This window comes from Mesorhizobium waitakense (assembly GCF_056431085.1).
In genome coordinates this window covers 1-26,446 of record NZ_JBWKME010000100.1, presented here as the reverse complement: position 1 = coordinate 26,446, position 26,446 = coordinate 1, and the positions used below count along the sequence as shown (strand labels likewise).

General features: G+C 63.7%; 19 protein-coding genes and 1 pseudogene. 17 read left to right on the top strand and 3 right to left on the bottom strand.

Annotated elements, in window-relative coordinates:
* Nucleotides 1-35: 35 nt before the first annotated feature.
* Nucleotides 36-1,229 (top strand): TMEM43 family protein, encoded by a 1,194-nt coding sequence (locus tag AC07FD_RS21095; protein ID WP_478351405.1) that lies wholly within the window; start codon nt 36-38, stop codon nt 1,227-1,229.
* A 92-nt stretch (nt 1,230-1,321) separates the two neighbouring features.
* Here AC07FD_RS21095 and AC07FD_RS21090 read toward each other — a convergent pair whose 3' ends face one another.
* Together AC07FD_RS21090 and AC07FD_RS21085 are read right to left on the bottom strand one after the other, a co-directional pair.
* Nucleotides 1,322-2,353, bottom strand: coding sequence for a histone deacetylase family protein (locus AC07FD_RS21090; RefSeq protein WP_478351404.1), 1,032 nt, complete (start codon nt 2,351-2,353; stop codon nt 1,322-1,324).
* A gap of 23 nt (nt 2,354-2,376) precedes the next feature.
* Nucleotides 2,377-3,030 (bottom strand): TetR/AcrR family transcriptional regulator, encoded by a 654-nt coding sequence (locus AC07FD_RS21085; protein WP_478351403.1) that lies wholly within the window; start codon nt 3,028-3,030, stop codon nt 2,377-2,379.
* A 257-nt stretch (nt 3,031-3,287) separates the two neighbouring features.
* On the opposite strand from AC07FD_RS21085, the gene AC07FD_RS21080 reads away from it, so the two are divergent.
* From AC07FD_RS21080 to AC07FD_RS21045, 8 genes are all read left to right on the top strand, one after another.
* Complete coding sequence (locus AC07FD_RS21080) at nt 3,288-4,967, top strand: amidohydrolase (RefSeq protein WP_478351402.1); 1,680 nt, start codon at nt 3,288-3,290, stop codon at nt 4,965-4,967.
* A 139-nt stretch (nt 4,968-5,106) separates the two neighbouring features.
* Complete coding sequence (locus AC07FD_RS21075) at nt 5,107-6,207, top strand: ABC transporter ATP-binding protein (RefSeq protein ID WP_095084489.1); 1,101 nt, start codon at nt 5,107-5,109, stop codon at nt 6,205-6,207.
* Nucleotides 6,208-6,209: 2 nt separating this feature from the next.
* Entirely contained in the window at nt 6,210-7,130 is a 921-nt protein-coding gene (locus AC07FD_RS21070; protein WP_095084488.1) for an ABC transporter permease, read from the top strand.
* A complete protein-coding gene (locus AC07FD_RS21065) occupies nt 7,123-7,923 on the top strand; it encodes an ABC transporter permease (RefSeq protein WP_478351401.1) in 801 nt (266 codons plus the stop codon). The genes AC07FD_RS21070 and AC07FD_RS21065 overlap by 8 nt, the downstream gene beginning before the upstream one ends.
* Nucleotides 7,924-7,946: 23 nt before the next feature.
* Nucleotides 7,947-8,981 (top strand): extracellular solute-binding protein, encoded by a 1,035-nt coding sequence (locus AC07FD_RS21060; RefSeq protein WP_478351400.1) that lies wholly within the window; start codon nt 7,947-7,949, stop codon nt 8,979-8,981.
* A gap of 69 nt (nt 8,982-9,050) precedes the next feature.
* Nucleotides 9,051-10,247: a serine hydrolase domain-containing protein gene (locus tag AC07FD_RS21055; RefSeq protein ID WP_478351399.1), complete on the top strand. Its 1,197-nt coding sequence runs from the start codon at nt 9,051-9,053 to the stop codon at nt 10,245-10,247.
* A gap of 158 nt (nt 10,248-10,405) precedes the next feature.
* Entirely contained in the window at nt 10,406-11,587 is a 1,182-nt protein-coding gene (locus AC07FD_RS21050; protein ID WP_478351398.1) for a serine hydrolase domain-containing protein, read from the top strand.
* A 127-nt stretch (nt 11,588-11,714) separates the two neighbouring features.
* Nucleotides 11,715-14,039, top strand: a complete 2,325-nt coding sequence (locus AC07FD_RS21045) for a Tex family protein (protein ID WP_478351547.1) — start codon at nt 11,715-11,717, stop codon at nt 14,037-14,039.
* On the opposite strand, the gene AC07FD_RS21040 is transcribed toward AC07FD_RS21045, so the two are convergent.
* Entirely contained in the window at nt 14,040-14,930 is an 891-nt protein-coding gene (locus AC07FD_RS21040) for a LysR family transcriptional regulator (RefSeq protein WP_478351397.1), read from the bottom strand.
* Between the two features lie 154 nt (nt 14,931-15,084).
* On the opposite strand from AC07FD_RS21040, the gene AC07FD_RS21035 reads away from it, so the two are divergent.
* The 8 genes and pseudogenes from AC07FD_RS21035 to AC07FD_RS21000 form a co-directional block, all read left to right on the top strand.
* Nucleotides 15,085-16,275 (top strand): acyl-CoA dehydrogenase, encoded by a 1,191-nt coding sequence (locus tag AC07FD_RS21035; RefSeq protein ID WP_478351396.1) that lies wholly within the window; start codon nt 15,085-15,087, stop codon nt 16,273-16,275.
* A gap of 104 nt (nt 16,276-16,379) precedes the next feature.
* Nucleotides 16,380-19,739 (top strand): transglutaminase family protein, encoded by a 3,360-nt coding sequence (locus tag AC07FD_RS21030; RefSeq protein ID WP_478351395.1) that lies wholly within the window; start codon nt 16,380-16,382, stop codon nt 19,737-19,739.
* Nucleotides 19,740-19,745: 6 nt separating this feature from the next.
* Nucleotides 19,746-22,157, top strand: a complete 2,412-nt coding sequence (locus tag AC07FD_RS21025; protein ID WP_478351394.1) for a circularly permuted type 2 ATP-grasp protein — start codon at nt 19,746-19,748, stop codon at nt 22,155-22,157.
* A 67-nt stretch (nt 22,158-22,224) separates the two neighbouring features.
* Entirely contained in the window at nt 22,225-23,109 is an 885-nt protein-coding gene (locus AC07FD_RS21020) for a transglutaminase family protein (RefSeq protein WP_478351393.1), read from the top strand.
* 99 nt (nt 23,110-23,208) lie between these two features.
* Nucleotides 23,209-24,297, top strand: a pseudogene (locus tag AC07FD_RS21015) (DNA topoisomerase IB); the annotation flags it as partial.
* Between the two features lie 110 nt (nt 24,298-24,407).
* A complete protein-coding gene (locus AC07FD_RS21010; protein WP_478351392.1) occupies nt 24,408-24,782 on the top strand; it encodes a YciI family protein in 375 nt (124 codons plus the stop codon).
* Nucleotides 24,779-26,053, top strand: coding sequence for an RNA polymerase sigma factor (locus AC07FD_RS21005; protein WP_478351391.1), 1,275 nt, complete (start codon nt 24,779-24,781; stop codon nt 26,051-26,053). The genes AC07FD_RS21010 and AC07FD_RS21005 overlap by 4 nt, the downstream gene beginning before the upstream one ends.
* Before the next feature lie 186 nt (nt 26,054-26,239).
* On the top strand, nt 26,240-26,446 hold a 207-nt coding region (locus AC07FD_RS21000), incomplete at its 3' end, for an aldehyde dehydrogenase family protein (RefSeq protein ID WP_478351390.1).

Sequence of the window (26,446 nt, the reverse complement as noted above, 5' to 3'; positions counted from 1 at the left end):
CGCAAATCTTGGCACTGTTGGTTTCGGGGGAAACGATGAGCGATTCATTTCGGGAAGTTACATCCGTCTCGTGGTTCGGGCGGATCAAGCGCGCGGTCGGTGGTGTCATCTTCGGCCTGCTTTTGATCGTGCTGATGGTGATCGGCCTGTTCTGGAACGAGGGCCGCGCGGTGCAGACGGCACGCTCGCTCGCCGAAGGGGCTGGCGCCGTGGTCTCTGTCAGCGCCGACAGCGTCGAAGCAGCCAATGACGGCAGGCTGGTGCATGTCAGCGGGCCGGTGACGGCGGACAGCGGCTTGTCCGATCCGGACTTCGGTATCGCGGCGCAAGGGCTGCGTCTGTCGCGCGACGTCGAGATGTATCAGTGGAAGGAAGAGTCCAAATCCGAGACCACCAAGAAACTTGGCGGCGGCGAAGAGACGGTCACCACCTACAGCTATTCGAAGGCATGGGACGACAGCCAGATCGACTCGTCGGATTTCAAGAAGCCGGATGGCCACCAGAATCCGCCGATGGCGATCCACAGCCGGACCTTTCAGATTCCGGAAGGCAAGCTCAGTGCTTTCACGCTCGATCAGCCGGTGCTCGATCGTATCGAGGGTGACAAGGACTATTCGCTGTTGGCCAATCAGTCAGCCGCGATCAAGGCCGCCTATACCGGCGCCAGGCCGCTCAGCATCGTCGACGGCAAGATCTATCTCGGTGCCGACACGACGACGCCGGCGCTGGGCGACTACCGCATCGGCTACGAACTGGCGCCGCTCGGCGTGGTCAGCATCGTGGCGCGCCAGGCCGGCAGCCGGTTCGAACCCTACCAGACGGTGGCCGGCGACGAATTGCTGATGGTCGACACCGGCACTGTCCCGGCCGACAAGATGTTTGCCGAAGCGGTCAGCGCAAACACGCTGATCACCTGGCTGCTGCGCGCTGCCGGCCTGCTGCTGCTGACGATCGGCTTTGCCCTGTTCCTCAGCCCGATCGGCGTAATCCTCGACGTCATTCCGTTCCTTGGCAGCATGGCGCGGATGGGCACCGGCATCATCGCCTTCTTCCTGGCGATCCTGGTCGGCACGACGACGATCGCCATCGCCTGGTTCTGGTATCGGCCGGTTCTGGCGGCGGGCATCCTAGCCGCCGGCGTCATCGCGGCGGCGGCGGTCTACACTCTCGGCCGTTCGCGCAAGGCAGCCGCACCAGCGGTCGTGCCGAACACCGGCACCGCGACCTGATCGCGAGAACCGGGCTGCAACGCTGTCCGGTCCTCGTTTTGCTTCTGCCCGTCGCCGCCCCAAACCGCTGACACTTTTTGGGCGACAGGAATTTATTTGCCTTCGAAGCCGGTCAGCACGCCGACGGCGTTGACGCCGATCTCCTCGACGGCATAGCCGCCTTCCATGACGAACAGCGTCGGCAGGCCGAGCCTGGCGATGCGGCGGCCGATCTTGGGATAGTCCGACGTCTTCAGCTTGAACTGGCTGATCGGGTCCTTCTCGAAAGTGTCGACGCCGAGCGAGACGACGACGACGTCCGGCGCGTAAGCGGCAAGCCTGGCGCAGGCATCTTCAAGCGAGGCATTCCAGGCGTCCCAGTCGGTGCCGAACGGCATCGGATAGTTGATGTTGAAGCCTTCGCCGGCGCCCGAACCACGTTCATCGGCATGGCCGAGGAAAAAAGGATATTCGACCATCGGATCGCCGTGAAGATTGAGGACCTGCACGTCGGCGCGGTCATAGAAGATCTCTTGCGTGCCGTTGCCATGGTGGTAGTCGACATCGAGGATGGATACACGGCTGGCGCCTTGGTCGAGGAACCATTGCGTGGCGACGGCGGCGTTGTTGATGAAGCAATAGCCGCCCATGAATCCGGCTCCCGCATGATGGCCGGGCGGGCGGCAGAGTGCGAAGGCGGATGCCTCGCCGCCCTTGACCAGGCCGGCGGCGGTCAGCGCCACGTCATAGGAAGACTTGATCGCGGCCCATGTGCCTTCGACGAAGGTAGCCCCGGCATCGAAGGAATAGTAACCGAGCAGGGCGTCGATACGCTTTGGCGGCACGTCGCCGCGCAGGCCGCGGGTCGGCCATGTGAAGGGCATCGCCGAGCCCTTGAAACCGGCTTCCACCCATTGCGGCCAGACCGTCGGCAGGAAGTCGATGTAGTCGGCCTTGTGGATACGCTTGGCGGCGGCAAGATCGTGCTCGAGCGGAAGGACGATCGGACCCAGTTTCTCGCTTTCGACCCGCGCCTTGATGAATTCGGCCCGCGAGGGCATTTCGAAACCCGGCACGATCGCGGCGGTGACCAGTTCCATCTGGCCGGCATGGCCAGCATGAAGCGGCGAATAGACAGTCTTCATGAAATTCCTCTCGAAGTGCGAAATCAGTCAAGGTTGAGATAGGGGCTCACCAGAGCGAGCCACATGGCTTCCACATCGTCCTCGATGAGGTTGTATGTCCTGCGATCCCTCTTCAGTCCGACCAGCCGGCAGGCGTGCCCGACCTCCATCATCACAAGGCCGAGCCGTTTGGCGATCTTGTCTTCGAGAACAGGATTCACATGCCGCAGCCAGGCGGCGTAAAGCGCGATGATCTGCTCGTCATATTCGTCCTGGATAGGCCTGAGATCGGCATTGCCTGAAATGGCCTCGATCACCGGCATCAGGGTCGCGTTCTCGAGATAGATACTGGACGTGTCGATAAAGAGCTTGCGCACTTCGCGCCGGAATTCTTCGCGGTTGGTGGGCCGGGGGACCTTGATGCGCTTCTCGATCACTTCGGGAAAAGAGGACAGCCAGCGCCGGGCGAGGTCTAGAAGGATGGCTTCCTTGTTGGGGAAGTATTGGTAGACCGAACCGACCGACAGGCCTGCGCGCTGCGCAATGGCGAGCGTCGTCGGCGTCTTGGTTCCTTGCTCCCGCGTCAGGATCAGCGCCGCGTCGAGAATCCTGTCGACCACCTGGCTCGACCGTTGTTGGCGCGGCTGCTTGCGCGGTTCGAGCGCTATCCTGGTTTTGCGGTCGAGACTGCGCTTCACTGCTTGATGTCCCCGTTCCCCGCCCGGTCCCAACACACGGGGAGGGTGCTGTCCACAATACATTCCAAATTCCGCATGTTGACAAACGCGAATAAACAGTCGCATTCTTTATCCACGCTGTCTTCAGGGATAACAAGGGGAATTTCGAAGACAGCACGCTGGCATCGTTTTTTGTCCGTTGCGCCGCTCCAGTGGAGTGGCCGCTCGTGGGCACAGGGTTGTCGGTCTCAGTCAGTCGTCAAAAGCGCGGAGTCGCGATGTCTGTCACGGGTGCGGGTCATAATGCTGATCTGATCGTCATCAACGGTCGCGTGCTGACCATGGACGATGACAATCCCGCCACAGAGGCTGTTGCCGTCAAGGACGGCGCCATCATCGCCATCGGCAGCCGCGCCTCCATCGAACAGCTCAAGGGACCGGCCACCAAGGTCATCGACGCCAAGGGCGGTTCGGTGATCCCGGGCTTCATCGAAGCCCATATGCATCTGTTTTCAGGCGGGGCTGAACTTGCCCACCTCCAGCTCACGGGTATTCACGGGTTCGAGGCGCTGCAAAAGGCGATCCGCGACTATGCGCCAACCCGGCCGGATGCGAAAATGCTGGTCGGGCAGGGCGTCGACTACACGGTGCTCGGCAGCGAGCGGGTGACACGCCACCATCTCGACGCCATTTTGGCCGATCGCCCCTTCTGCATGGCCGCGCCCGATCATCACACAATGTGGGCCAACACCAGGGCGCTGGAAATGGCCGGCATCCTGCATGGGCGCACGCTCGGCCCGGGCAACGAGATCGTCATGGGCGATGATGGCCTGGCCGGCGGCGAATTGCGCGAGGGCGAAGCGTTCGGTCCGGTGCTTGACCTTGCCGGCGAGAGCCGGGTGCGGCTGGGCCTGGCCACCGGCGGCGAGCCGGACCCGATGCCGACCGCGGCCGAGCGGGCCGCCGACCGCGATATCATGCGGCGCGGGCTTGCCTGGTGCGCGCGCCATGGCATCACCTCGATCCAGAACATGGACGGCAATCTCTATCAGCTCGAGCTGCTGGCCGAGATCGAAGCCGAGGAAGGGCTGCCCTGCCGCGTGCAGATACCGTTCCACTACAAGAATTTCATGACGCTCGACATGCTCGACAAGGCATCCGACATGGCCAAGCGCTACATCAGTGAGTGGCTGTCGTCGGGCATGGTCAAGGTGTTCTACGACGGCGTGCTGGATTCCTGGACAGCGGTCATGGTCGAGCCCTATGCCGACCGTCCGGACTGGGTCGGCGAGCCGCTGTTCACGCCGCAACAATTCATCGACCTGGCTGTCGCCGTCGACAAACGCGGGCTGCAGATCGCCGTGCATTCGATCGGCGACGGCGCGGTGCGCGCGGTGCTCGACGGTTACGAGGCGGCGCAGAAAGCCAATGGCAAGCGCGACAGCCGCCACCGGATCGAGCACATCGAGGTCACCACCACATCGGATGTTCCGCGTTTCGCCGAACTCGGCGTCATCGCCTCCATGCAACCGCCGCACCCGCCTGGCGCCATGGATTTTCCGCTGGAGCCGACCGTATCGCGCATCGGGCCGGCCCGTTGGCCGCTGAGCTATGCCTGGCGGACCTTGAAGGATGCCGGCGCGCGTGTCGTCTTTGCGTCGGACTGGCCGGTGTCGCCGATCGATCCGATCCTGGGCATCCAGGCGGCAGTGTTGCGCAAACCGTGGGCAGAAGGCGACCCGGACCAGAGTTTCTCGCTGCATGAATCCCTCGCCGGCTACACCGTCGAAGGCGCCTATGCCGAATTCGCCGAGCACCACAAGGGCATGCTGAAGTCTGGCTATATGGCGGATCTGGTGGTGCTCTCGGCCGATATCGAGGCGACCGCGCCGGAGGCGTTGCACAAGGTGCATCCGGTAACGACGATCTGTGGTGGCAAGATCACCTATCAGGCCTGACTGTGGCATGAGGCTTGCTAGCCAAATTACGAATTGAACTGTGATTCAGTGCCGGGCTTGCCAACATACCGGCCTTGTGTTCACATCGAACAGGGGAAAATTCCGCCAGCAAGAGCGGGGTCAACAGTGAGGCGTAATCGTGCCGGACAAACCGGATCGGAATGCGATTGAAGTTGTCAAAGTAAGCAAAATTTTCGGATCAGGAGAGGGGCAAGTCGCTGCCCTCGACACGGTCTCAGTATCCATCCGTGAGAATGAGTTCTTTACGCTGCTCGGCCCGTCCGGCTGCGGAAAGACGACGTTGCTGCGGTTGATTGCCGGCTTCGACTTTCCAACCGCCGGCGAAATCCTGCTCTATGGTCAGGACATCGCGCCGCTGCCGCCCTTCAAGCGGCCGGTCAACACCGTCTTCCAGTCCTATGCGCTGTTTCCGCACATGACGGTGGCCGAGAATATCGGCTTTGGCCTGGAGATGCTGGGCAAGCCGAAGGCCGAGATCAAGGCGCGTGTCGACGCGATGTTGAAGCTGGTCAAGATGGAAGCGCTCAGCGCGCGCCGCACCAGCCAGATCTCCGGCGGCCAGCAGCAGCGTGTGGCGCTGGCAAGGGCGCTCGCTCCACAGCCGAAAGTGCTGCTGCTCGATGAGCCGTTGTCGGCGCTCGACTACAAGCTGCGCAAGGAAATGCAGATCGAGCTGAAGCGGCTGCAGCACGAGACCGGCATCACCTTCATTTTCGTCACCCATGACCAGGAGGAAGCGCTGACGATGTCGGACCGCATCGCGGTGATGTCGTCAGGCAAGATCCTGCAGGTCGGCTCGCCGCGCGACATCTACGACCGGCCGTCGGAACGCTTCGTCGCCGATTTCATCGGCGAGTCGAACTTCCTCAAGGCCGAGGTGGTTGGTGTCTCGGCAGGTCGCGCGACGGTAAAACTGTCGTCGGGCACGGAAATCCCGGCCTCGCTGCCGGAGGGCCTGGTTCCCAAGGGCAAGGTTACCATCGTCGTGCGCCCCGAACATGCGCAGTTGAGCGCCGCAAGCCCCAGTGCTTCGCTGTCGGGCACGGTCGAGAACATCGTCTATCTCGGTACCGACACGCATTTCCATCTGCGCCTCGCCGATGGTGAGCCCTTCATCGTGCGGCGCCAGAACAGCCGCGGCACCGGCGACGGTATCGTCCAGGGCGGCAAGGTCGGCATCGTGATTGGCGGCGACGCCGCCCAGGTCTTGAAGGACTGACGATGGCGACCGCAGAGGAAGTCGCCAAGGCAGCAGAGCGGCGCGATATCCGCGATCGCTGGCTTTTGTCAGCCCCAGCACTGCTGGTCATTTTTCTCGCCGCGACCGGCCCGTTGCTGATCGTGCTGGTCTATTCGTTCCTGACGCCGGGTTCCTATGGCGACGTGAAGTGGCAATTCTCGCCGGAAGCCTGGATAGCGGTATTTCTGGAGCGCGATATCTTCGACGATACGCTTTCCGTCGCCGCAGCCCACGTCACCATCTTCCTGCGCTCGATCAAGCTTTCGGTGGTGACGACCATCGCCACTTTGGTGCTTGGCTTCCCGACCGCCTATTTCATGGCGACGCGCAGCGAAAAGACCCGCGATCTATGGCTGTTCCTGATCACCATACCGTTCTGGACCAACCTTCTGATCCGCACCTTCGCGGTGCTGCAGATCATCCGCAACGAAGGCATCGTCAACACGATCCTGCTCAAGCTCGGCATCATCTCGTCGCCGATCCAGATCCTCTACACCGATACCGCGATCCTGATCGGCATGGCCTATGTCTACCTGCCGCTGATGGTGCTGCCGATCTATGCCAGCATGGAAAAGCTTGATTTTCGCCTGGTCGAGGCAGGCTATGATCTCTATGCGACACGCTTCAAGGTGCTGCGGAAGATCATTTTCCCGCTGGTCAAACCCGGCGTCATCGCCGGCTCCATCCTGGTCTTCATTCCAGCACTCGGCGCCTATGTGACGCCAAGCGTGCTTGGCGGCGGCAAGAACATGATGCTGTCCAACCTGATCGAATTGCAGTTCGGACAAGGCCGCAACTGGCCACTTGGCTCGGCGCTGTCGATCGCGGTGATGATCATCGTCATGGTGGCGCTGCTTGCCTATGTGCGCAATGCCGGCAAGTCGGGGGTGCGTCATGGCTAATCGCTTTTCCATCAAGCATCAGCCGGGATTCACGGCGATCGCCGCGACCTGCTTCATCGTGCTCTATCTGCCGATCGTCGTGCTGGTCATCTACGCCTTCAATGCCGCGACATCGACCTCCGAATGGGGTGGTTTCTCACTCAAATGGTTCCAGTCGGCGTGGCAGAACACCCAGGTCATCGATGCGACCCTGCGCTCGTTCCAGATCGGCGCCACCGCCGCGGTGTTCTCGACCATCTTCGCCACCATGGCCGCGCTCGCCACGACGCGCACGGCGCCCTATCCGGGTCTGACGTTCAAATACGCGGCGATCAACCAGCCGCTGATGGTCCCCGAGATCGTCACCGGCGTGGCGCTGCTGATCTTCTTCTCGCGCGTCAAGATCTTCACCGGCTATTCCGGCCTAGGTTACCTGATTGCCGCGCACACGGCGTTCTGCATTCCGTTCGCCTACCTGCCGATCCGGGCGCGGCTTGAGAACATGGACCTGACGCTGGAGCGTGCCGCCGCTGATCTTTATGCGACGCCGTGGCGAACCTTCAGGAGCATCACGCTGCCGCTGCTGTGGCCCGGCATTCTGGCCGGCCTGATGCTGGCCTTCGTCATCTCGCTCGACGATGTTGTCATCACGGAATTCGTCAAATCGGGCGGCCAGGACACGCTGCCCACCTACATGCTCGGCCAGATCCGCCGCGGCATAACACCTGAGATAAACGCGATATCGACCGTGTTCCTGCTCTTGTCGGTCGCTATCGTGACGTTGTTCTTCTTCATCAGCAGGAAACACGACTAAATCTAAAAATGGGAGTTAACACCATGAACTGGAAGAAAACAGCGACCGCCATGGGGTTGGCGCTGCTCGCATCGACGAGCCTGGCTCGCGCCGATGGCGAACTGAACATCTACAATTGGGGCAACTACACCAGCCCCGACGTGATCAAGAAGTTCGAAGCGAAATACAACATCAAGGTGACCATCACCGACTACGATTCGAACGACACCGCGCTTGCCAAGGTTCGCCAGGGCGGCACCGGTTTCGACATCGCGGTTCCGTCGCAGACCTATGTGCCGATCTGGATCAAGGAAGGCCTCGTTCTGGAGACCGATCCAGGCAAGATGGAGAACTTCAAGAACGTCGCGCCGGAATGGGCCAATCCCGATTTCGACCCGGGCCGCAAATATTCGGTGCCGTGGGCCCTGGGCACTGTCGGCGTGGTCGTCAACACCGACGCCTACAAGGGACCGGCCGACAGCTGGGGCATCATCTTCAACACACCCGACGAGCTGAAGGGCAAGGTCAATGTCGTTCCCGAAATGAACGACGTCATTTTCGCCGCGATCAAGTATGTCGGCGGCCAGCAGTGCACCACTGACAAGGAAGTGCTGAAGAAGGTGCGCGACACGCTTGTCGCCGCCAAGCCGAACTGGATCGCGATGGAGTACAACACCATCGAAAAGATGGGCGCCGGCGATTTCAAGGCGACCAGCGACTGGAACGGGTCGGCGCTGCGCCAACGGCTGGCCAATCCGGCCATCCACTACAACTATCCGAAAGAAGGCTTTGGCCTGTGGAGCGACAATGTGGTCGTTCTGAAGGAGGCCAAAAATGTCGAGAACGCCAAGCTGTTCCAGAACTTCATCATGGATCCGGAAAACGCGGCAGGTCTCTCGGCTTTCCACCGCTACGCCAATGCCATCGTCGGCTCGGACAAGTACATGCCTGCCGACATGAAGGACGCACCGGAAGTTGTCATTCCGGCGGCCGACAAGCCGCATGCGGAGTTGCAGCAGATGTGCGCTCCTGAGATCCAGGACCTCTACACCAAGATCTGGACCGAACTGCAGAAGTAACTGCCTTTCGACGGACCCGGCGGCACACGCCGCCGGGTCCGTTTTGATGTTCACCGAGGCTTGGCTTTCATGGACTCCTATCGCAATTCCGATCCGCGGCCGCCGATCATGCAGGGCTCGCCGCCTGCCATGGTGCTGCCCAAGCTCGACTGGGACCGGCCGCCATGGAATCGCTGGGCGTTCCAGCATGTCAGAGAGTTCCTGCCGACCGCCGAAGTCTGGCGCGGCAATGGCCATCGCCATCGCTTCGAACGCGCCGAAGTCGATCTCGACGGACTGGCGGTCGAGGACAGCACGGGCCAGCCGACGACGCTCGCCGGATTGCTTGACGAAACCTACACGGACGGCTTCCTAGTGCTCAAGGACGGCAGGATAGCCTATGAGCGCTATTTCAACAGCATGGGCGAGCGGTCGCTGCACCTGTCGCAGTCGATGGCCAAGTCGGTCACCGGCTCGGTTTTCGGCATACTGGTCGGGCGCGGCCTGATCGATCCGGCCAGGCCGGTGACGGACTACCTGCCGGAACTGAGCGTCACCGGCTGGGCGGGAGCCAGTGTCCAGCATGTACTCGACATGACCAGCGGGGTGCGTTTTTCCGAGGAGTATACCGACCGCTATTCGGACATCGGTCAGGTCGATGTCGCAACCGGCTGGAAACCGGTGCCACCGGACAGCGATCCGGCCTTTCGCTGGCCTTCGCACATGTTCGAGCTGATTCTCGGCCTCACGGAAACGATCCGCCCGCATGGCGCGGCCTTCGAATATCGCTCGATCGAGACCGATGTGCTCGCCTTCATCATGGAGCGGGTGACGGGCAAGCGTCTGCCGCAGCTGGTCTCGGAAGAACTCTGGCAAAAGCTCGGCGCTGATGAAAGCGCCTGTTTCACCGTCGACAGTGCTGGCTACGCGGTGGCCGACGGCGGCTTCAACGCGACGCTGCGCGACTACGGCCGCTTCGGCCAGCTGATCCTCGACAATGGCGGCGGTGTGGTGCCGGCCGACTGGATCGAGGCGACGCGCAGCGGCAGGCACGGGCCGGACTTCAATCCCAGCCTGCCCGAAGGCAGCTACCGCAACCAGTTCTGGATCGAGGATCCGCGCTCGCGCGCGCTGATGTGCCGGGGCGTGTTCGGACAGATGATCCACATCGACTGGAACACAAGTATGGTCGTGGTGAAGCTTTCGACCTATCCGGATTTCAGCAATGTCGCCTATTCGGTGGCGACCGTGAAGGCCGTGCATGCGATCGCCACGGCACTGAACTGAGGGGCTGCTTGGAAACCCACTCCGGCGGCCATCTGGCGGCGTTTTCTGCGCTTCCGGACCCGCTCCGCTCCGGTTCTCGAAACCACCGCCATATGACTCGCCGGAGCGACTTTCGAAACAGCCTCTAAGAAACCCAAAGAAATCCGGAAGGAAACGCCATGACCGGCAAGACCGCGTTCGAAACCCGATACGGCTTTCGCCGCAATGAGGTGCTGCTCGCCAACTGGCGTGAAAACCCGTTCAACCGGTGGTCGTTCCAGAATCTCGGCGAGCTGGTGCCGACGGCGCCCGTGGCCGCCGCCCCGGGTGGTGTCGAGGCGCCGGTGCGGGATATCAGCGGCCTGCTGGGCAACAAGGTCACGGTCGCCGGCGCGCCGGAGACGGTGGCTGATTTTCTTGTACGCTCGAACACCGACGCGCTGACGGTGATGAAGGGCGGCACGGTCATCGGCGACTGGTTCGCGCCGCATATGGATTTCGGCGCCCGCCACATCATCTTTTCGATCAGCAAGTCGCTGACCGCGATTGTCGCCGGCATATTGGAAGGCGAGGGCTTGTTCGATCCGGAAGCGCCGGTGACGCATTACATTCCGGAAGCCGCCGGATCAGCCTACGCCGACGCGAGCGTTCGGCATGTGCTCGATATGAGCGTCAGCCTCGACTTCGAGGAGGCCTATCTCGATCCGGAAAGCGCCTTTGCCCGCTATCGCCGGGCGACGCTGTGGAATCCGGGCGGCGGCACGGAAAGCCTGCGCGAATTCATCCTGACCTTGCAGCGGCTTGCCGAGCCGCATGGCCAGACCTTCCGCTACCGCTCGCCCAATTCCGACCTGCTCGGCATCCTACTCGAGCGCGCCTCGGGCCAGCGCTTCACCGACCTGATGCGCGAGAAACTATGGCTGCCGCTCGGCGCCGTCAGTGAAGCCTCGATCGGCGTCGACATGGAAGGCACGGCGCGCACCGCCGGCGGCATTTCGGTGACGCCGCGCGACCTGGCGCGTGTCGGCGAGATGATGCGGCAAGGTGGCACGGCCAATGGCCGCCGCGTCGTGCCCGAAGCCTGGGTGCGCGATACGATTGCCAGCGGCGGCAGTTCGGAAGCCTGGCAGCGTGGCGCGATGCTGCCGCTGTTCCCCAAGGGCCGCTATCGCAACAAATGGTACCAGACGGGCCTGCCGGGCGGCGCCTATTGCGGCATCGGCATCCACGGCCAGTGGCTCTATGTCGATCCCAGGACCGAAGTGGTGATCGCCAAGATGTCGTCGCAGCCGGAGCCGGTCGATGATCCGCTGGATATCGAGATCGTCGCCTTTTTCGAGGCGCTGAGCCGGATGGTCTGATCTCCCTACGCCGCCAAATTGGCGCGCGCTTTCCTGTGGACCCGCCGGGCTGACGAAAACGCGGCGGTTGGCGGACGGAACGTCTGCGCCTATGGTCGCCGCTCTTTTCGACGAGAGCAGGAACGACATGGCATCGGACATCAAGCGCATCGCAGCCATCATCGCGGCCGAGATCGCGGCGCGGCCCGAACAGGCGGCGGCGGCGATCGAACTGCTCGACGAGGGCGCGACGGTGCCGTTCGTGGCACGCTACCGCAAGGAGGTGACGGGCGGGCTGGACGATACGCAGCTGCGGCTGCTTTCGGAGCGTCTCGCCTATCTGCGCGAGCTCGATGCACGCCGCGACACCATCCTCGGTTCCATCCGCGAGCAGGGCAAGCTGACCGACGAGCTTGAAGGCAAGATCATCGCCGCCACCACCAAGGCGGAGCTGGAGGACATCTACCTTCCCTACAAGCCCAAGCGCCGGACCAAGGCCGAAATCGCCAGGGAGCGCGGGCTGGGACCGCTGGCCGAAGCCATCCTTGCCGACCGCTCGCTGGTGCCGTCCGACCTGGCGCTGACCTATGTGACCGACGAGGTGGCCGACGCCAAGGCGGCGCTCGAGGGGGCGCGCGACATCCTGTCGGAACAATTCGCCGAGAATGCCGACCTCGTCGGCAAATTGCGCACCTACATGAAGGAGCGCGCGTTCATGCGCGCCAGGGTGGTCGACGGCAAGCAGGAGGCCGGCGCGAAATTCTCCGATTATTTCGACCATGTCGAGCGCTGGGCGACCGTGCCGAGCCATCGCGCGCTGGCGATGCTGCGCGGCCGCAACGAGGAAGTGCTGTCGCTCGACATCGAGGTCGATGCCGATGACACGTCGCCGGTGAAGCCGGTCGAGCGGATGATCGCTAATGCCTATGCCATCGGCGGCAGCCTGCCCGGCGACCGCTGGCTGATGGAGGTGGCGGGCTGGACCTGGCGGATAAAACTGTCGCTGCACCTGACGCTCGATCTGATGCGGGATCTGCGCGAGCGGGCGGAAGAGGAAGCGATCCATGTCTTTGCCCGCAACCTGAAGGATTTGCTGCTTGCCGCGCCCGCCGGCTCGCGCGCCACGATGGGGCTCGATCCCGGCATCCGCACCGGCGTCAAGGTGGCGGTGGTCGACGGCACCGGCAAGGTGCTTACGACGACGACGGTCTATCCGTTTCCGCCCAGGAACGATGTGCGCGCCACACAGGCGGAGCTCGCAAAACTCATTCGCCTGCACAAGGTCGAGCTGATCTCGATCGGCAATGGCACCGGCAGCCGCGAGACCGAAAAGCTTGTGGCGGACATGCTGTCCGACATGCCGGCGGATGGTGGGCCGAAGCCGCTCAAGGTGATCGTCAGCGAGGCCGGCGCCTCGGTCTATTCGGCTTCAGCGACGGCGGCGGCGGAATTCCCCGGCCTCGACGTGTCGCTGCGTGGCGCGGTGTCTATCGCCCGACGGCTGCAGGATCCGCTGGCCGAACTGGTCAAGATCGAGCCGAAGTCGATCGGCGTCGGCCAGTACCAGCACGATGTCGACCAGTACCGGCTTGGCCGCTCGCTGGAGGCGGTGGTCGAGGATGCGGTCAACGCCGTCGGCGTCGATCTCAACACCGCCTCGGCGCCGCTGCTGGCCCGCGTTTCGGGCCTTGGCGCATCGCTGGCCGACGCCATCGTCGCGCATCGCGATGCGACCGGCCCCTTTGCCAGCCGCAAGGATCTGCTCAAGGTGCCCCGCCTCGGACCTCGCGCATTCGAACAATCCGCCGGCTTCCTGCGCATCGCCAATGGCAGCGAGCCGCTCGATGCCTCGTCAGTGCATCCGGAAGCCTATGGCGTGGCGAAGAAGATCGTCGCCGCCTGCGGCCGCGACGTGCGCTCGCTGATGGGCGACAGCGCCGCGCTGAAGGCACTCGATCCACACATCTTCGTCGATGAGCGTTTCGGCTTGCCGACTGTGCGCGACATCCTGGCGGAGCTGGAAAAGCCCGGCCGCGATCCACGCCCCGGCTTCAAGACCGCGACCTTCGCCGACGGCATCGACGACATCAAGGATTTGAAGCCCGGCATGCTGCTCGAAGGCACCGTCACCAATGTCGCCGCCTTCGGCGCCTTCGTCGATATCGGCGTGCATCAGGACGGACTGGTGCATGTCTCGCAACTGGCCGACCGTTTCATCAAGGACGCGCATGAGGTGGTCAAGGCGGGTGATGTGGTCAAGGTGCGCGTCGTCGATGTCGACATCAAGCGCAAGCGCATCGCCCTTACCATGCGCAGGGATGGCGGAGAGGGCGGTGCATCGAGAGGTGGACCGCGCGAGAGCGGAGGCGGCAGGCCGGCGCCTCGTTCGCCGGCGCCGCAGCGTCAGCCGGAACGGCCCGCGCAGCAAGGTGCGTTCGGCGCAGCGTTGGCCGATGCGCTGAAGCGGAAGTAGCTATTCGGCCAGGTGATTGAGCAGCCAGTCGCGAAAGCTGGCGACCGGCGGGTGGCCGCGCTTGTCGTGCGGGACGACGAGGTAGTAGGCGCTGCGGCTTTGCATGGGTTGGCCGGGCGCGGGCACCAGCTGGCCGCGCTGCAATTCACCGGCGATCAGGATCAGCGGCAGAAGCGCCACGCCGAGCCCTGCCATACAAGCCTGGGCGGCGGTGCCGAACTGTTCGAACTGCATGCCCGGTCCGGTCGGCGCGCTCAGGCCCTGGTGCTCGAACCATTCGGTCCAGGCGCCAGGGCGCGTCGCCATGTGCAGCAGCGGCAAGCGACCGATATCCGCCGGTGCGGCGATGGCGCGGCCGGCGAGGAATTCGGGCGACACGACCGGCGCCACCGTTTCGCGCACCAAGAGCGTCGAGTCGGCCTCCGGCCAGTCCGGCAGGCCGTAGTGGATGGCGGCATCCAACCGCTCGCGGGCGAAATCGAAGCGGCCGACGCGGGTGACGAAGTTGATGGTGATATCAGGATTTTTTTCGACGAAATCGGGGATCATCGGCATCAGCCAGCGCGTGCCGAAGGTCGGCAAGATGGCGAGGTTCAAGATGCCACTATGCCGATTGCTCATCAATCCAAGGGCGGCGTCACGCAATTGGCCAAGCGCCGACCGCACCGCGTCGGCATAGATTTCGCCTGCCGTCGACAGCCTGACGTTGCGGCTGTCGCGCTCGAACAGCCGGCGGCCGAACTGATCCTCCAACAGTCTGATCTGCCGACTGACCGCGCCCTGGGTCAGGTCGAGTTCCTGGGCGGCAGCGGTGAAACTGCCGAGGCGGGCCACCGCCTCGAAGGCGGCAAGGGCGCTGATGTTGGGCAAAAGGCGGCGCTGGACACTCATGATCCATTACTAACGCTCATTGATCGGCGAAGCAATTTCGTTTGATTTTTTCGGGCCGCGGGTCGATAAGCCGGGCCAGATTTTGCTTCATGCATGTCGTCATCCCAAAACCGCTGCACACTTTTGGGCGACCTGCATCAGTTGGGAGAGAGCCATGGCCGCCGACAAGAATGCATTCGTCTGGGAAGACCCGTTCCTGATCGAGGACCAGCTTTCGGAAGACGAGCGCATGGTGCGCGATGGTGCCGCGGCCTTCGCCGCCGACAAGCTCGCGCCGCGGATCGAGGACGCCTATCTCAACGAGACGTTCGACACGGCGATCTTTCGGGAAATGGGCGACGCCGGCCTGCTCGGCATCACCATTCCCGAGGAGTTTGGCGGGCTTGGCGCCAACTATGTGACCTACGGGCTGGTGGCGCGGGAAGTTGAGCGCGTCGATTCCGGCTATCGCTCGATGATGAGCGTGCAGTCGTCGCTGGTGATGTATCCGATCTACGCCTATGGCTCCGAAGAGCAGCGTAAGAAGTACCTGCCCAAGCTCGCCAGCGGCGAATGGATCGGCTGTTTCGGCCTGACCGAGCCGGATGCCGGGTCGGACCCGGGCGGCATGAAGACGCGCGCCGAGAAGACCGCAAACGGCTACAAGCTCTCCGGCTCGAAGATGTGGATTTCCAACTCGCCGGTCGCCGATGTGTTCGTCGTCTGGGCGAAATCTTCGGCGCATGACAACCAGATCCGCGGCTTCGTGCTGGAAAAGGGCATGAAGGGGCTTTCAGCGCCGAAGATCGGCGGCAAGCTGTCGCTGCGGGCTTCAATCACCGGCGAGGTGGTGATGGAAGGCGTCGAGGTCGGCGAGGACGCGTTGTTGCCGAACGCCAAGGGCCTTGGCGGTCCGTTCGGCTGCCTCAACCGAGCCCGCTTCGGCATTTCCTGGGGCTCGATGGGTGCGGCGGAAGATTGCTGGCATCGCGCCCGCCAGTACGGTCTCGACCGCAAGCAGTTCGGCAAGCCGCTGGCCGGCACGCAGCTTTACCAGAAGAAGCTCGCCGACATGCAGACCGAGATCGCACTCGGATTGCAGGCTAGCCTGCGCGTCGGGCGCTTGCTCGATGAAGGCAAGATGGCTCCGGAAATGATCTCGATGGTCAAGCGCAACAATTGCGGCAAGGCGCTCGACATCGCCCGCCAGGCCCGCGACATGCATGGCGGCAACGGCATCCAGATCGGCTACCACGTCATGCGCCACGCGCAGAACCTGGAGACGGTCAACACCTATGAGGGCACGCATGACGTGCATGCGCTGATCCTGGGACGGGCACAGACAGGTATCCAGGCGTTCTTTTGAACGTTTGGTAGCCGCTTAAATTAGGTGCACCGCAACATCCGCTTGGAGAATGGCGGCCAGATGTGTCAGGGTTCGGCTGATGCAACGCCGACCTCCGGGGCCCCATGGCAATTCTGGCAGCTGTCTACCATCTGACCCATTACAAATATGACCGGCCGGTTGTTCTCGGGCCGCAGATCATCAGGCTGCAGCCGGCGCCGCATTCCCGCACCAAGGTGTTGAGCCATTCGCTGAAGGTCGAACCGGCGAACCACTTCGTCAATCTGCAGCAGGACCCCTACGGCAACTTCCTCGCCCGTTTCGTCTTTCCCGAGCCGGTGACGGAACTGAAGATCGAGGTCGATCTCGTCGCCGACATGACGGTCTACAATCCGTTCGATTTCTTCGTCGAGCCGTCGGCCGAGGCGTTTCCGTTCGAGTATCCGGAAGAGATCCGCGACGATCTCGCCATTTACCGCACGGCGGAGCCGGCCGGTCCGCTGCTTTCGGCCTTGCTTGGGACCATCGACCGCAGCGCAAAGAATACCCTCAATTTTCTCGTTGATCTCAATGCCCGGCTGCAGCGCGAAATCGCCTATATCGTGCGCATGGAGACCGGTGTGTTCTCGCCGGAAGAGACGCTGGCCGCGAAAAAAGGCTCGTGCCGCGATTCAAGCTGGCTGCTGGTGCAGATTCTGCGCAACCTCGGCATCGCCGCGCGCTTCGTCTCCGGCTATCTGATCCAGCTCAAGCCGGATCTCGTCGCATTGGACGGACCGCCGGGAACAGCGATAGACTTCACTGATCTGCATGCCTGGTGCGAGGTCTATCTTCCCGGCGCCGGCTGGATCGGCTTCGATCCGACCTCCGGCCTGCTCACCGGCGAGAGCCATGTGCCGCTCGCCGCCACGCCGCATTTCCGCAATGCAGCGCCGATTTCCGGCATGGCGAGCTTTGCCAATGTCGATTTCGGCTTCGAGATGCGGGTCGACCGCATCGCCGAACATCCGCGCATCACCAAGCCGTTCTCGGATGAAAGCTGGCAGGCGCTCGACGCACTCGGCGACAAGGTCGATGCAGCACTTGCGGAAGGGGACGTGCGGCTGACGATGGGCGGCGAGCCGACCTTCGTCTCGATCGACGATTTCGAATCCGCGGAGTGGAACACCGCTGCCGTCGGGCCGACCAAGCGTGAGAAGGCCGATGCGCTGATCCGGCGGTTGCGCGAGCGCTTCGCGCCGGGCGGCTTTCTCCACTACGGCCAGGGCAAATGGTATCCGGGCGAGAGCCTGCCGCGCTGGACCTTCTCACTGTACTGGCGCGCCGATGGTGAACCGGTGTGGAGCGACCCGTCGCTGATCGCGCGCGAAAAGAGCGCGGCCGATGTCGGGCCGAAACAGGCCGAAAGCCTGCTGACGGCGATTGCCGGGGAACTCGGCATCGAAAGATCCATGGTAAGCGAAGCCTATGAGGATCCGGCCGAGTGGCTGCTCAAGGAAGGCAAGCTGCCGGACAATGTCGATCCCTCCAACTCCAAGCTCGAGGATCCGGAAGAGCGCAGCCGCATGGCGAAAGTCTTCGAACGCGGGCTGACCAAGCCGTCCGGCTATGTACTGCCGGTGCAGCGCTGGAACAGCCAGGCGTCGGGACCGCGCTGGCGTTCGGAAAAGTGGAAGACGCGGCGCGGCCGGCTGTTCCTGGTGCCGGGCGATTCCCCGGTCGGCTATCGCTTGCCGCTCGGCACGCTTCCCTATGTGCCGCCGGCGCAGTTCCCCTATATCGTGCCGGTCGATCCGTCGCTGCCGCGCGGGCCGTTGCCGGCGCGCGAGGCGATCCTGCCCATAGCGGCTCCGGCCGAGCTTGAAGGCGCCGATGAAATGGCGCGCCGCCAGCAGGCGGTGTCGTTCACCGCGGCAAGCGGCCAACAGGACCGGGTCGAACAGGAAATCACCGAGATCGGCGGCGCGGTGCGCACCGCACTCTCGGTCGAGCCGCGCGACGGGCGGCTCTGCGTGTTCATGCCGCCGGTCGAGGCGCTCGAAGACTATCTTGAACTGGTGGCGGCTGCCGAGAATGCAGCGCGGACCATCGGTCTGCCGGTGCATATCGAAGGTTATGGCCCGCCGCACGATCCGCGCCTCAACGTCATCCGCGTCGCACCCGATCCCGGCGTCATCGAGGTCAACATCCATCCTGCCGCCAACTGGCAGGATTGCGTGGCGACGACGACGGCGATCTATGAGGAGGCGCGGCAGACCCGGCTTGGCGCCGACAAGTTCATGATCGACGGACGCCACACCGGCACCGGCGGCGGCAATCATGTCGTCGTCGGCGGTGCGACGCCCAACGACAGCCCGTTCCTGCGTCGACCCGATTTGTTGAAGAGCCTGGTGCTGCAATGGCAGCGGCATCCGTCGCTGTCCTACCTGTTCTCCGGCCTGTTCATCGGCCCGACCAGCCAGGCGCCGCGCTTCGACGAGGCGCGTCACGACTCGCTCTACGAACTCGAGATCGCGATGGCGCAGGTGCCGCATCCCGACCAGGGCGCGGCACCTTTGCCGTGGCTGGTCGACCGGTTGTTCCGCAACCTGTTGACCGATGTCACGGGTAATACGCACCGCTCGGAAATCTGCATCGACAAGCTGTTTTCGCCAGATGGACCAACCGGCCGGCTCGGCCTGGTCGAGTTCCGTGGCTTCGAGATGCCGCCCAATGCACGCATGTCGCTGGCGCAGCAGTTGCTTGTCAGGGCGATCATTGCCCGCGCGTGGAAGAACCCGCTCGATGGCCGCTTCGTGCGCTGGGGCACCTCGCTGCATGATCGTTTCATGCTGCCGCACCATGTCTGGGCGGATTTTCTCGACGTGCTCGACGATCTCAAGCTCAGCGGCTTCGAGTTCCGTCCGGAATGGTTCGATGCCCAGCTCGAATTCCGCTTCCCGTTTTGCGGCGAGGTCCAGCATGCCGGCATCAAGCTGGAGCTGCGACAGGCGCTCGAGCCTTGGCATGTGATGGGCGAGCAAGGGGCTATCGGCGGCACCGTGCGCTTCGTCGATTCCTCTGTCGAACGGCTGCAGGTCAAGACCGAGGGGCTGAACCCCGAGCGTCATGCTGTGGTCTGCAACGGCCGCATCGTGCCGATGAAGGTCACCGACAACCGCGAGGTGGCGGTGGCGGGCGTCCGCTTCAAGGCGTGGCAGCCGGCTTCGGGCCTGCATCCGGCGCTGCCGGTCAACACGCCGCTGGTGTTCGACATCTATGACCGCTGGTCGGGCCGGGCGGTCGGCGGCTGTGTCTACCATGTCGCGCATCCTGGCGGGCGCAACTACGATACCTTCCCGGTCAACGGCAACGAGGCGGAGGCACGGCGGCTCGCCCGCTTCGAACCGCGCGGCCATACGCCGTCCTTCTATGTGCTGCGTGAGGAACAACCGGCGGAAGATTTCCCGATGACCCTTGACCTTCGGCGGCCGGCAAGATTCTGATCAACGATGGCAAAGGGGAATCACAAAAGGGTACGCGGCAAGCCGCAGATCCACAGCCTGCTGGAGCACTACCAGCCGATCGACGGCGTCGTCGACGAGATGGTCGATGCGTCAGGCACTCCCCGTCCGGTCTGGAAGCACTTCATCGAGGCGCTCGACGAACTTGGGGCTGAAAAGCTTGGCCAGCGCTTCGCGCGCGCCGACCAGTATCTGCGCGACGCCGGCGTCTATTACCGCGTCTATGACAAGGCCGGCGCCAATGAGCGCGAATGGCCGCTGGCGCATATTCCCCTGCTTATCGAGGACAGCGAGTGGGCCGCGATCAGCGCCGGCCTGGTGCAGCGCGCCGAACTGTTCGAAGAGACGATTGCGGACATCTACGGGCCGAACCGGCTGGTCGAAAAGGGCATCCTGCCGGCGGGGCTGATCGCCGCCAGCCCTGAATATTTGCGGCCAGTGGTCGGCACCAGGCCGGCTGGCGGCCATTTCCTGCATTTCTGCGCGTTCGAGCTCGGCCGCGGGCCCGATGGCCAATGGTGGGTGCTGGGCGACCGCACCCAGGCGCCATCCGGCGCCGGCTTTGCGCTGGAGAACCGCGTCGCCACCACACGCGCGCTGTCCGATATCTACGGCGAGATGCATGTGCACCGCCTTGCCGGGTTCTTCCGCCGTTTTCGCGATGCGCTGATCGGTATGGCCAAGGAGACCGACGGCCGTGTTGCCATCCTGACGCCGGGGCCGCTCAACGAAACCTACTACGAACACGCCTATATCGCCCGCTATCTCGGCATCATGCTGCTCGAAGGCGAGGACCTGACCGTCTCCGGCGGCAGGCTGATGGTGCGCACGGTCTCCGGCCTGATGCCAATCAGCGTGCTGTGGCGGCGGCTCGACGCTGCCTTCGCCGATCCGCTCGAACTGCGCCCGGATTCGCAGATCGGCACGCCGGGCCTGGTCGAGGCGATTCGCCATGGCGCGGTAGCGACCGTCAACGCGCTTGGCTCCGGCCTGATGGAAACACGCGCGCTGCTCGCCTTCCTGCCCAAGATATCGCGCGCCCTGCGGGGCGAGGAATTGCTGCTGCCGAGTGTCGCGACGTGGTGGTGCGGGCAGGCGACGGAACGCGCGCATGTGCTGGCCAATATCGACCGCCTGGTGATCGGTCCGGCGCTGTCGACACGGCTTGCCTTCGAGGATGACAACCAGACGAAGCTCGGCTCGGCGCTGTCCGCCGGGGAGCGGGCGGAGTTGGTGGCTCGCATCGAAGGCGAAGGCGGCGCCTTCGTCGGCCAAGAAGCGGTGACACTTTCGACGACACCGGTCTTTGTCGGCGGCTGGCTGGAGCCACGGCCGGCGAGCCTGCGCGTCTATCTGGCGCGCACGCCCGAGGGCTGGACGGTGATGCCGGGCGGTTTTGCCCGCGTCGGCCTGTCGCTCGATCCGACGGCGATTGCCATGCAGCGTGGCGGCCAGGCGGCGGACGTCTGGGTGGTCAGCGACAGACCGGTGGAGCGCGAGACGCTGCTGCCGCAAGAGGGTGACAGCTTCATCCGCACCAGACCGGGCAGCCTGCCCAGCCGGGCAGCGGAAAACCTGACCTGGCTCGGCCGCTACATCGAACGATCGGAAGACACGGTGCGCATCCTGCGCGCCTATCATGTGCGGCTCGCCGAGACCTCCGACCCCGACATGCCGCTGCTCGCCGACATCAGGGATTATCTCGAGCCTTTCGGCATCGACGTCGAGACGGCGATCCCGTCGGGACTGATCGGCACGCTGGATAGCGCCGTCTACAGCGCCGGGCAGATCCGAGACCGGTTCTCACCCGATGGCTGGCTGGCGCTTAAGGATCTGTCGAAGACCATCCATCAGTTCGCCACGACGGTGGCGCCCGGCGACGACGCGACACGGGCCATGACGGTGATCCTGCGCAAGCTCGCCGGCTTCTCCGGCCTGCTGCACGAGAACATGTACCGCTTCGCCGGCTGGCGTTTCCTCGAGATCGGCCGGCGGCTGGAGCGCGGCATCCAGATCGCCCGCACACTGTCCCGGTTGACCGGCGCCAAGGCGCCGGACGGCGCGCTCGACATGATGCTGGAGATCGGCGACAGCGTGATGACCCACCGCCGGCAATATCCGGTGCAGGCCGGCCGGCGCACGGTGGTCGATCTCCTAGCGCTCGACCCGCTCAATCCGCGCTCCATCCTGTTCCAGCTCGAAAGGCTCAAGGCAGAGATCGGCCTGTTGCCGTCGCTCGGCGGCGAGGGGCACATGTCGCCGGCGGCCAAGGAGATCCTGCAGCTCAACACCCAGATCGCCATCAAGGAGCCTTCCGACATGACGGCAAAGGCGCTGGACGATCTCGCCTATGAAATCGGCGGCCTCTACAACAGCCTCGCCAAAGCCTATTTCGGCTGAGCAGGTTCCGCAAAAGCGTCACACGGTTTTGCGACAAGAACCTGCGCCAAGACAAGAAAAGTAGCGCATGCTTTACGACATCCGGCTCCATCTCCATTACGACTATGCCGCGGCGGCCGGCGGCGGCCGCCACCAGATCCGCGTGCTGCCATCGACGATTTCCGGGGTGCAGCGCGTCATCGCCGCGTCATTGTCCTTTGCGCCGGCGCCCAACGAGCGTTCGGATTTTTTGGACTTCTTCGGCAACAACGTCACCTCGATCGCCTTTCGCGACGCGCATGACGCGCTCGACATCCGGATGAGCGCACGCGTATCGGTGTCGCGGCCCGAGCCCGGGCTCGACGTGTCGCCCGATATCGGCCGGCTCAGGCAGGAGCTCGCCGCGGTGCGGTCGCTGGCGTCTGATGCACCGCATCATTTCCTGACGGGCAGCACCCATGCCGGCATCGATGGTGCGATCACCCTCTATGCGCAAGGCAGCGTCGGCGGCTCCGCCGCCGGCACGGCGATGGACCTGTGCAATCGCATCCATCGCGATTTCACCTATGACGGCGAGGCGACGACGGTGCGGACTCGGGCCAGCGACGCCTTCAGGCTGAAGCGCGGCGTCTGCCAGGATTTTTCGCACATCATGATCGCCGGCCTGCGCGGGCTCGGTATTCCGGCCGGCTATGTCAGCGGCTTCCTGCGCACCATCCCGCCGAAGGGCAAGCCTCGGCTGGAAGGCGCCGATGCCATGCATGCCTGGGTCAAGGTCTGGTGCGGGCGCGACGCCGGCTGGCAGGAATTCGATCCGACCAACGGCATGCGGGCCAGCAACGACCACATCACCGTCGGCTACGGTCGCGACTATTCGGACGTGGCGCCGATCGTCGGCGTGCTCAGGACCACCGGCGGACAGGTCGGCGAACAGGCTGTCGACGTCATTCCGGTCGTGCTCGAAAAGGCCTGAAAGCAGCCTCGGCGCCAGTGCTGTCGCCGGCTTTTCGCACGACCTTTGGAACCAGCAATCGGCCCGCAGCTTATCTACTGATATTTGCGTGGAGCAGACATGCTGCAAAAATCCGGATTGTCGCACGGCCGGCCGGCTGACGAAGATGCTGTGCCGAAGAACGGGGCGCAATCCTCGGCCGATCATGCATCGCTTACCTATGTCAGCGATGCCGAGCCCGGTATAAGGCGGCTTAAGACAGGCAAGGGGTTTTCCTACAAAGGACCGGACGGACGGCCAGTTTCCGACGTCACGCGGGCGCGCATCGAGGCGATCGTCATTCCACCGGCCTGGACGGATGTGTGGATTTCGCCAGACGCCGACGGCCATATCCAGGCGACCGGCAGGGACCTGCGCGGACGCAAGCAGTACCGCTACCATCCGCATTGGGCCGAAGAACGCGACGGCGCTAAATACTCGAGCCTTGTCGCCTTTGCCGAAAGCCTGCCGGCCCTGCGGCGCCGGATCGACAGCGATCTGCGCCGTCGCGGCCTGCCGCTCGAGCGTGTCGTCGCCGCCGTCGTCTGGCTGCTCGACAACACGATGATCCGCGTCGGCAACGCCTCCTACGCCCGCGACAACAAGAGTTTCGGGCTGACCACATTGCGCGACCGCCACGTCGACATCGTCGGATCAAGCCTGCGCTTCGCCTTCAAGGGAAAGTCCGGCAAGGAGTGGAAGCTGAAGCTGGTGGATCGCCGCATCGCCAGGATCGTGCGCGGCGCGCAGGACCTGCCGGGCCAAAAACTGTTCCAGTATCTCGACGAAGACGGCAACAGGCGGCCGGTCCGTTCAGAAGACGTCAACTGTTATATCAGGGAGGCCGTTGGCGATGCGTTCAGCTCCAAGCACTTCCGCACCTGGGGTGGCACCATCCACGCCGCGTCACTGTTTGCGCAGGCGGAATTGCCGGAAAGCCAGGCGCAGCAAAAACGGGTGATGAACAGCGTCATCGACAAGGTCGCCGAGCGGCTGGGCAACACGCGCGCCGTCTGCCGCAAATGCTATATCCATCCGCAGGTGTTCGAGGCCTGGTCGAAGGGGCGATTGCTCGATGAAATGGCGCAAGCCAACAAGCATAAGCGCTCGATAGAGGGCCTCGATGGCGAGGAAGCTCTCGTGCTGAGATGGCTGAAGGTGCGCGAAAGCCGACCGGCGGCAAGGGCGGTTACCAAATGCGCGGCACCCAGATTTTTTTATCGACGTCGTGTCGGGATCGGTCCTAGTGTTTCGTCCTTTGACAGAGAAAAGGACCAACCATGCTCTACGCAATCCTCTGCTATGCCTCCGAAGACGTCGTCAGCTCGTGGAGCAAGGCGCAGGACGATGAAGTCATAGGCAAGCTTCTCAACGTTCAGGAAAAGTACGTCCAGGCCGGACGACTTGGCCCGGTGGCGCGGCTGTTGCCGACCACGGCGGCAACGACGCTGAGAAAGGTCAAGGGTGAAGCTGTCGTCATCGACGGGCCTTTCGCAGAGACCAAGGAGCAATTCCTCGGCTTCTACACGCTCGAATGCGCCGATCTCGACGAGGCTGTCGAGTTCGCTCGCGAACTGTCCAACGTCAACCCGAGCGGCGGCTCCTACGAGATCCGGCCGGTTCAGATGTTTCAAGCCAACAAGATTCCCGCATGACCGAACTCGCCTGGATAAGCTCGACAATCAACACCGCCCGTCCGCAGGCGATGGGCGCGCTGCTGCGTTATTTCCGCGATCTCGATACGGCGGAGGAAGCTTTCCAGGATGCGTGTCTCAGAGCCCTGAAGAACTGGCCGCAGAACGGGCCGCCGCGTGATCCGGCGGCCTGGCTGATCTTTGTCGGCCGCAACAGCGGCATCGATGCCGTGCGCAAGCGCGCCAAGCAGGCGCCGATGCCGGAGGAAGACCAGATCTCCGACCTGGAAGATGCCGAGAGCGATATGGCCGAGCGGCTGGACGGCGCGCATTACCGCGATGACATCTTGCGGCTGCTGTTCATTTGCTGTCATCCCGATCTGTCGCCGACGCAGCAGATCGCGGTGGCGCTGCGCATCGTCTCGGGCATCACCGTCAAGCAGATCGCGCGCGCCTTCCTGGTCGGCGAAAGCGCCATGGAACAGCGCATCACCCGCGCCAAGGCGCGCATTGCCGACGCCGGCGTGCCGTTCGAGACGCCGGGCGCTGTCGAGCGCTCGGAACGGCTCGCCGCTGTCGCCGCCATGGTCTACCTGATCTTCAACGAGGGCTACTCGACCAACAGCGGTGAGGCGCCGGCCCGCGCGCCGCTGTGCGAGGAGGCGATCCGGCTGGCGCGGCTTTTGCTCAGGCTGTTCCAGACCGAGCCGGAGATCATGGGACTGACGGCGCTGTTGCTGCTGCAGCATGCCCGTGCGCCGGCCCGTTTCGATGAAGACGGTGAGATCGTGCTGCTCGAGGATCAGGATCGCAGCCTGTGGAGCCGCAAGATGATCGACGAGGGGCTGGCGCTGGTCGACAAGGCGCTGCGCCATCGCCAACCCGGCCCCTACCAGGTGCAAGCCGCGATTGCCGCGCTGCATGCGCGAGCCGACAAGGCCGAGGACACCGACTGGGTGGAGATCGACCTGCTCTATGGCCTGCTCGAACAGATGCAGCCGTCGCCGGTGATCACGCTCAACCGCGCGGTCGCGGTCTCAAAGGTGCGCGGACCGGCGGAGGCGCTCGCCATGATCGAGCCGCTCGAACAGAGGCTTTCCGGATATTTCCACTTCTTCGGCCTCAAGGGTGGCCTTTTGATGCAGCTTGACCGGGGCGAAGAGGCGCGTGTCGCCTTCGACCGCGCCATCGCGCTCGCCAACACGGCCGCGGAAGCGGCCCATATCCGCCTGCATATCGACCGGCTGATGAAAGACGGTGCGGTACGGGGATCAGCCCGCTCGGCCAAATGATTGGCTTGCGGTCTGGTTCAACGGGTCTGCGCTCGGCTTGGACCATGCCGGGGTGGTGATTTTCCCCTGAAACGAGTAATGCCACGCCATGACAGTGCCTGAGGTGCCTTTTCGGCACGCAGGCGACATGGCGCAAGGCTTAATCCGGCGCCATATGATGGCGACGGGATCTGAAAGGGACAAAAAATGACCATTGCGAAGGAAACGATCGAGCTTCTGGCGAAACTGGGTGTGGCCAAGGACGCGCTTGTCGGCGGCGACCTGATCGTGCGCAGTCCGGTGACGGGTGAGCAGATCGCGGCGCTGAAGACGATCTCGCCGGCCGACGCGGCCAAGACCATCGATGCCGCGCACAAAGCGTTCCACGCGTGGCGGATGGTGCCGGGCCCGCGG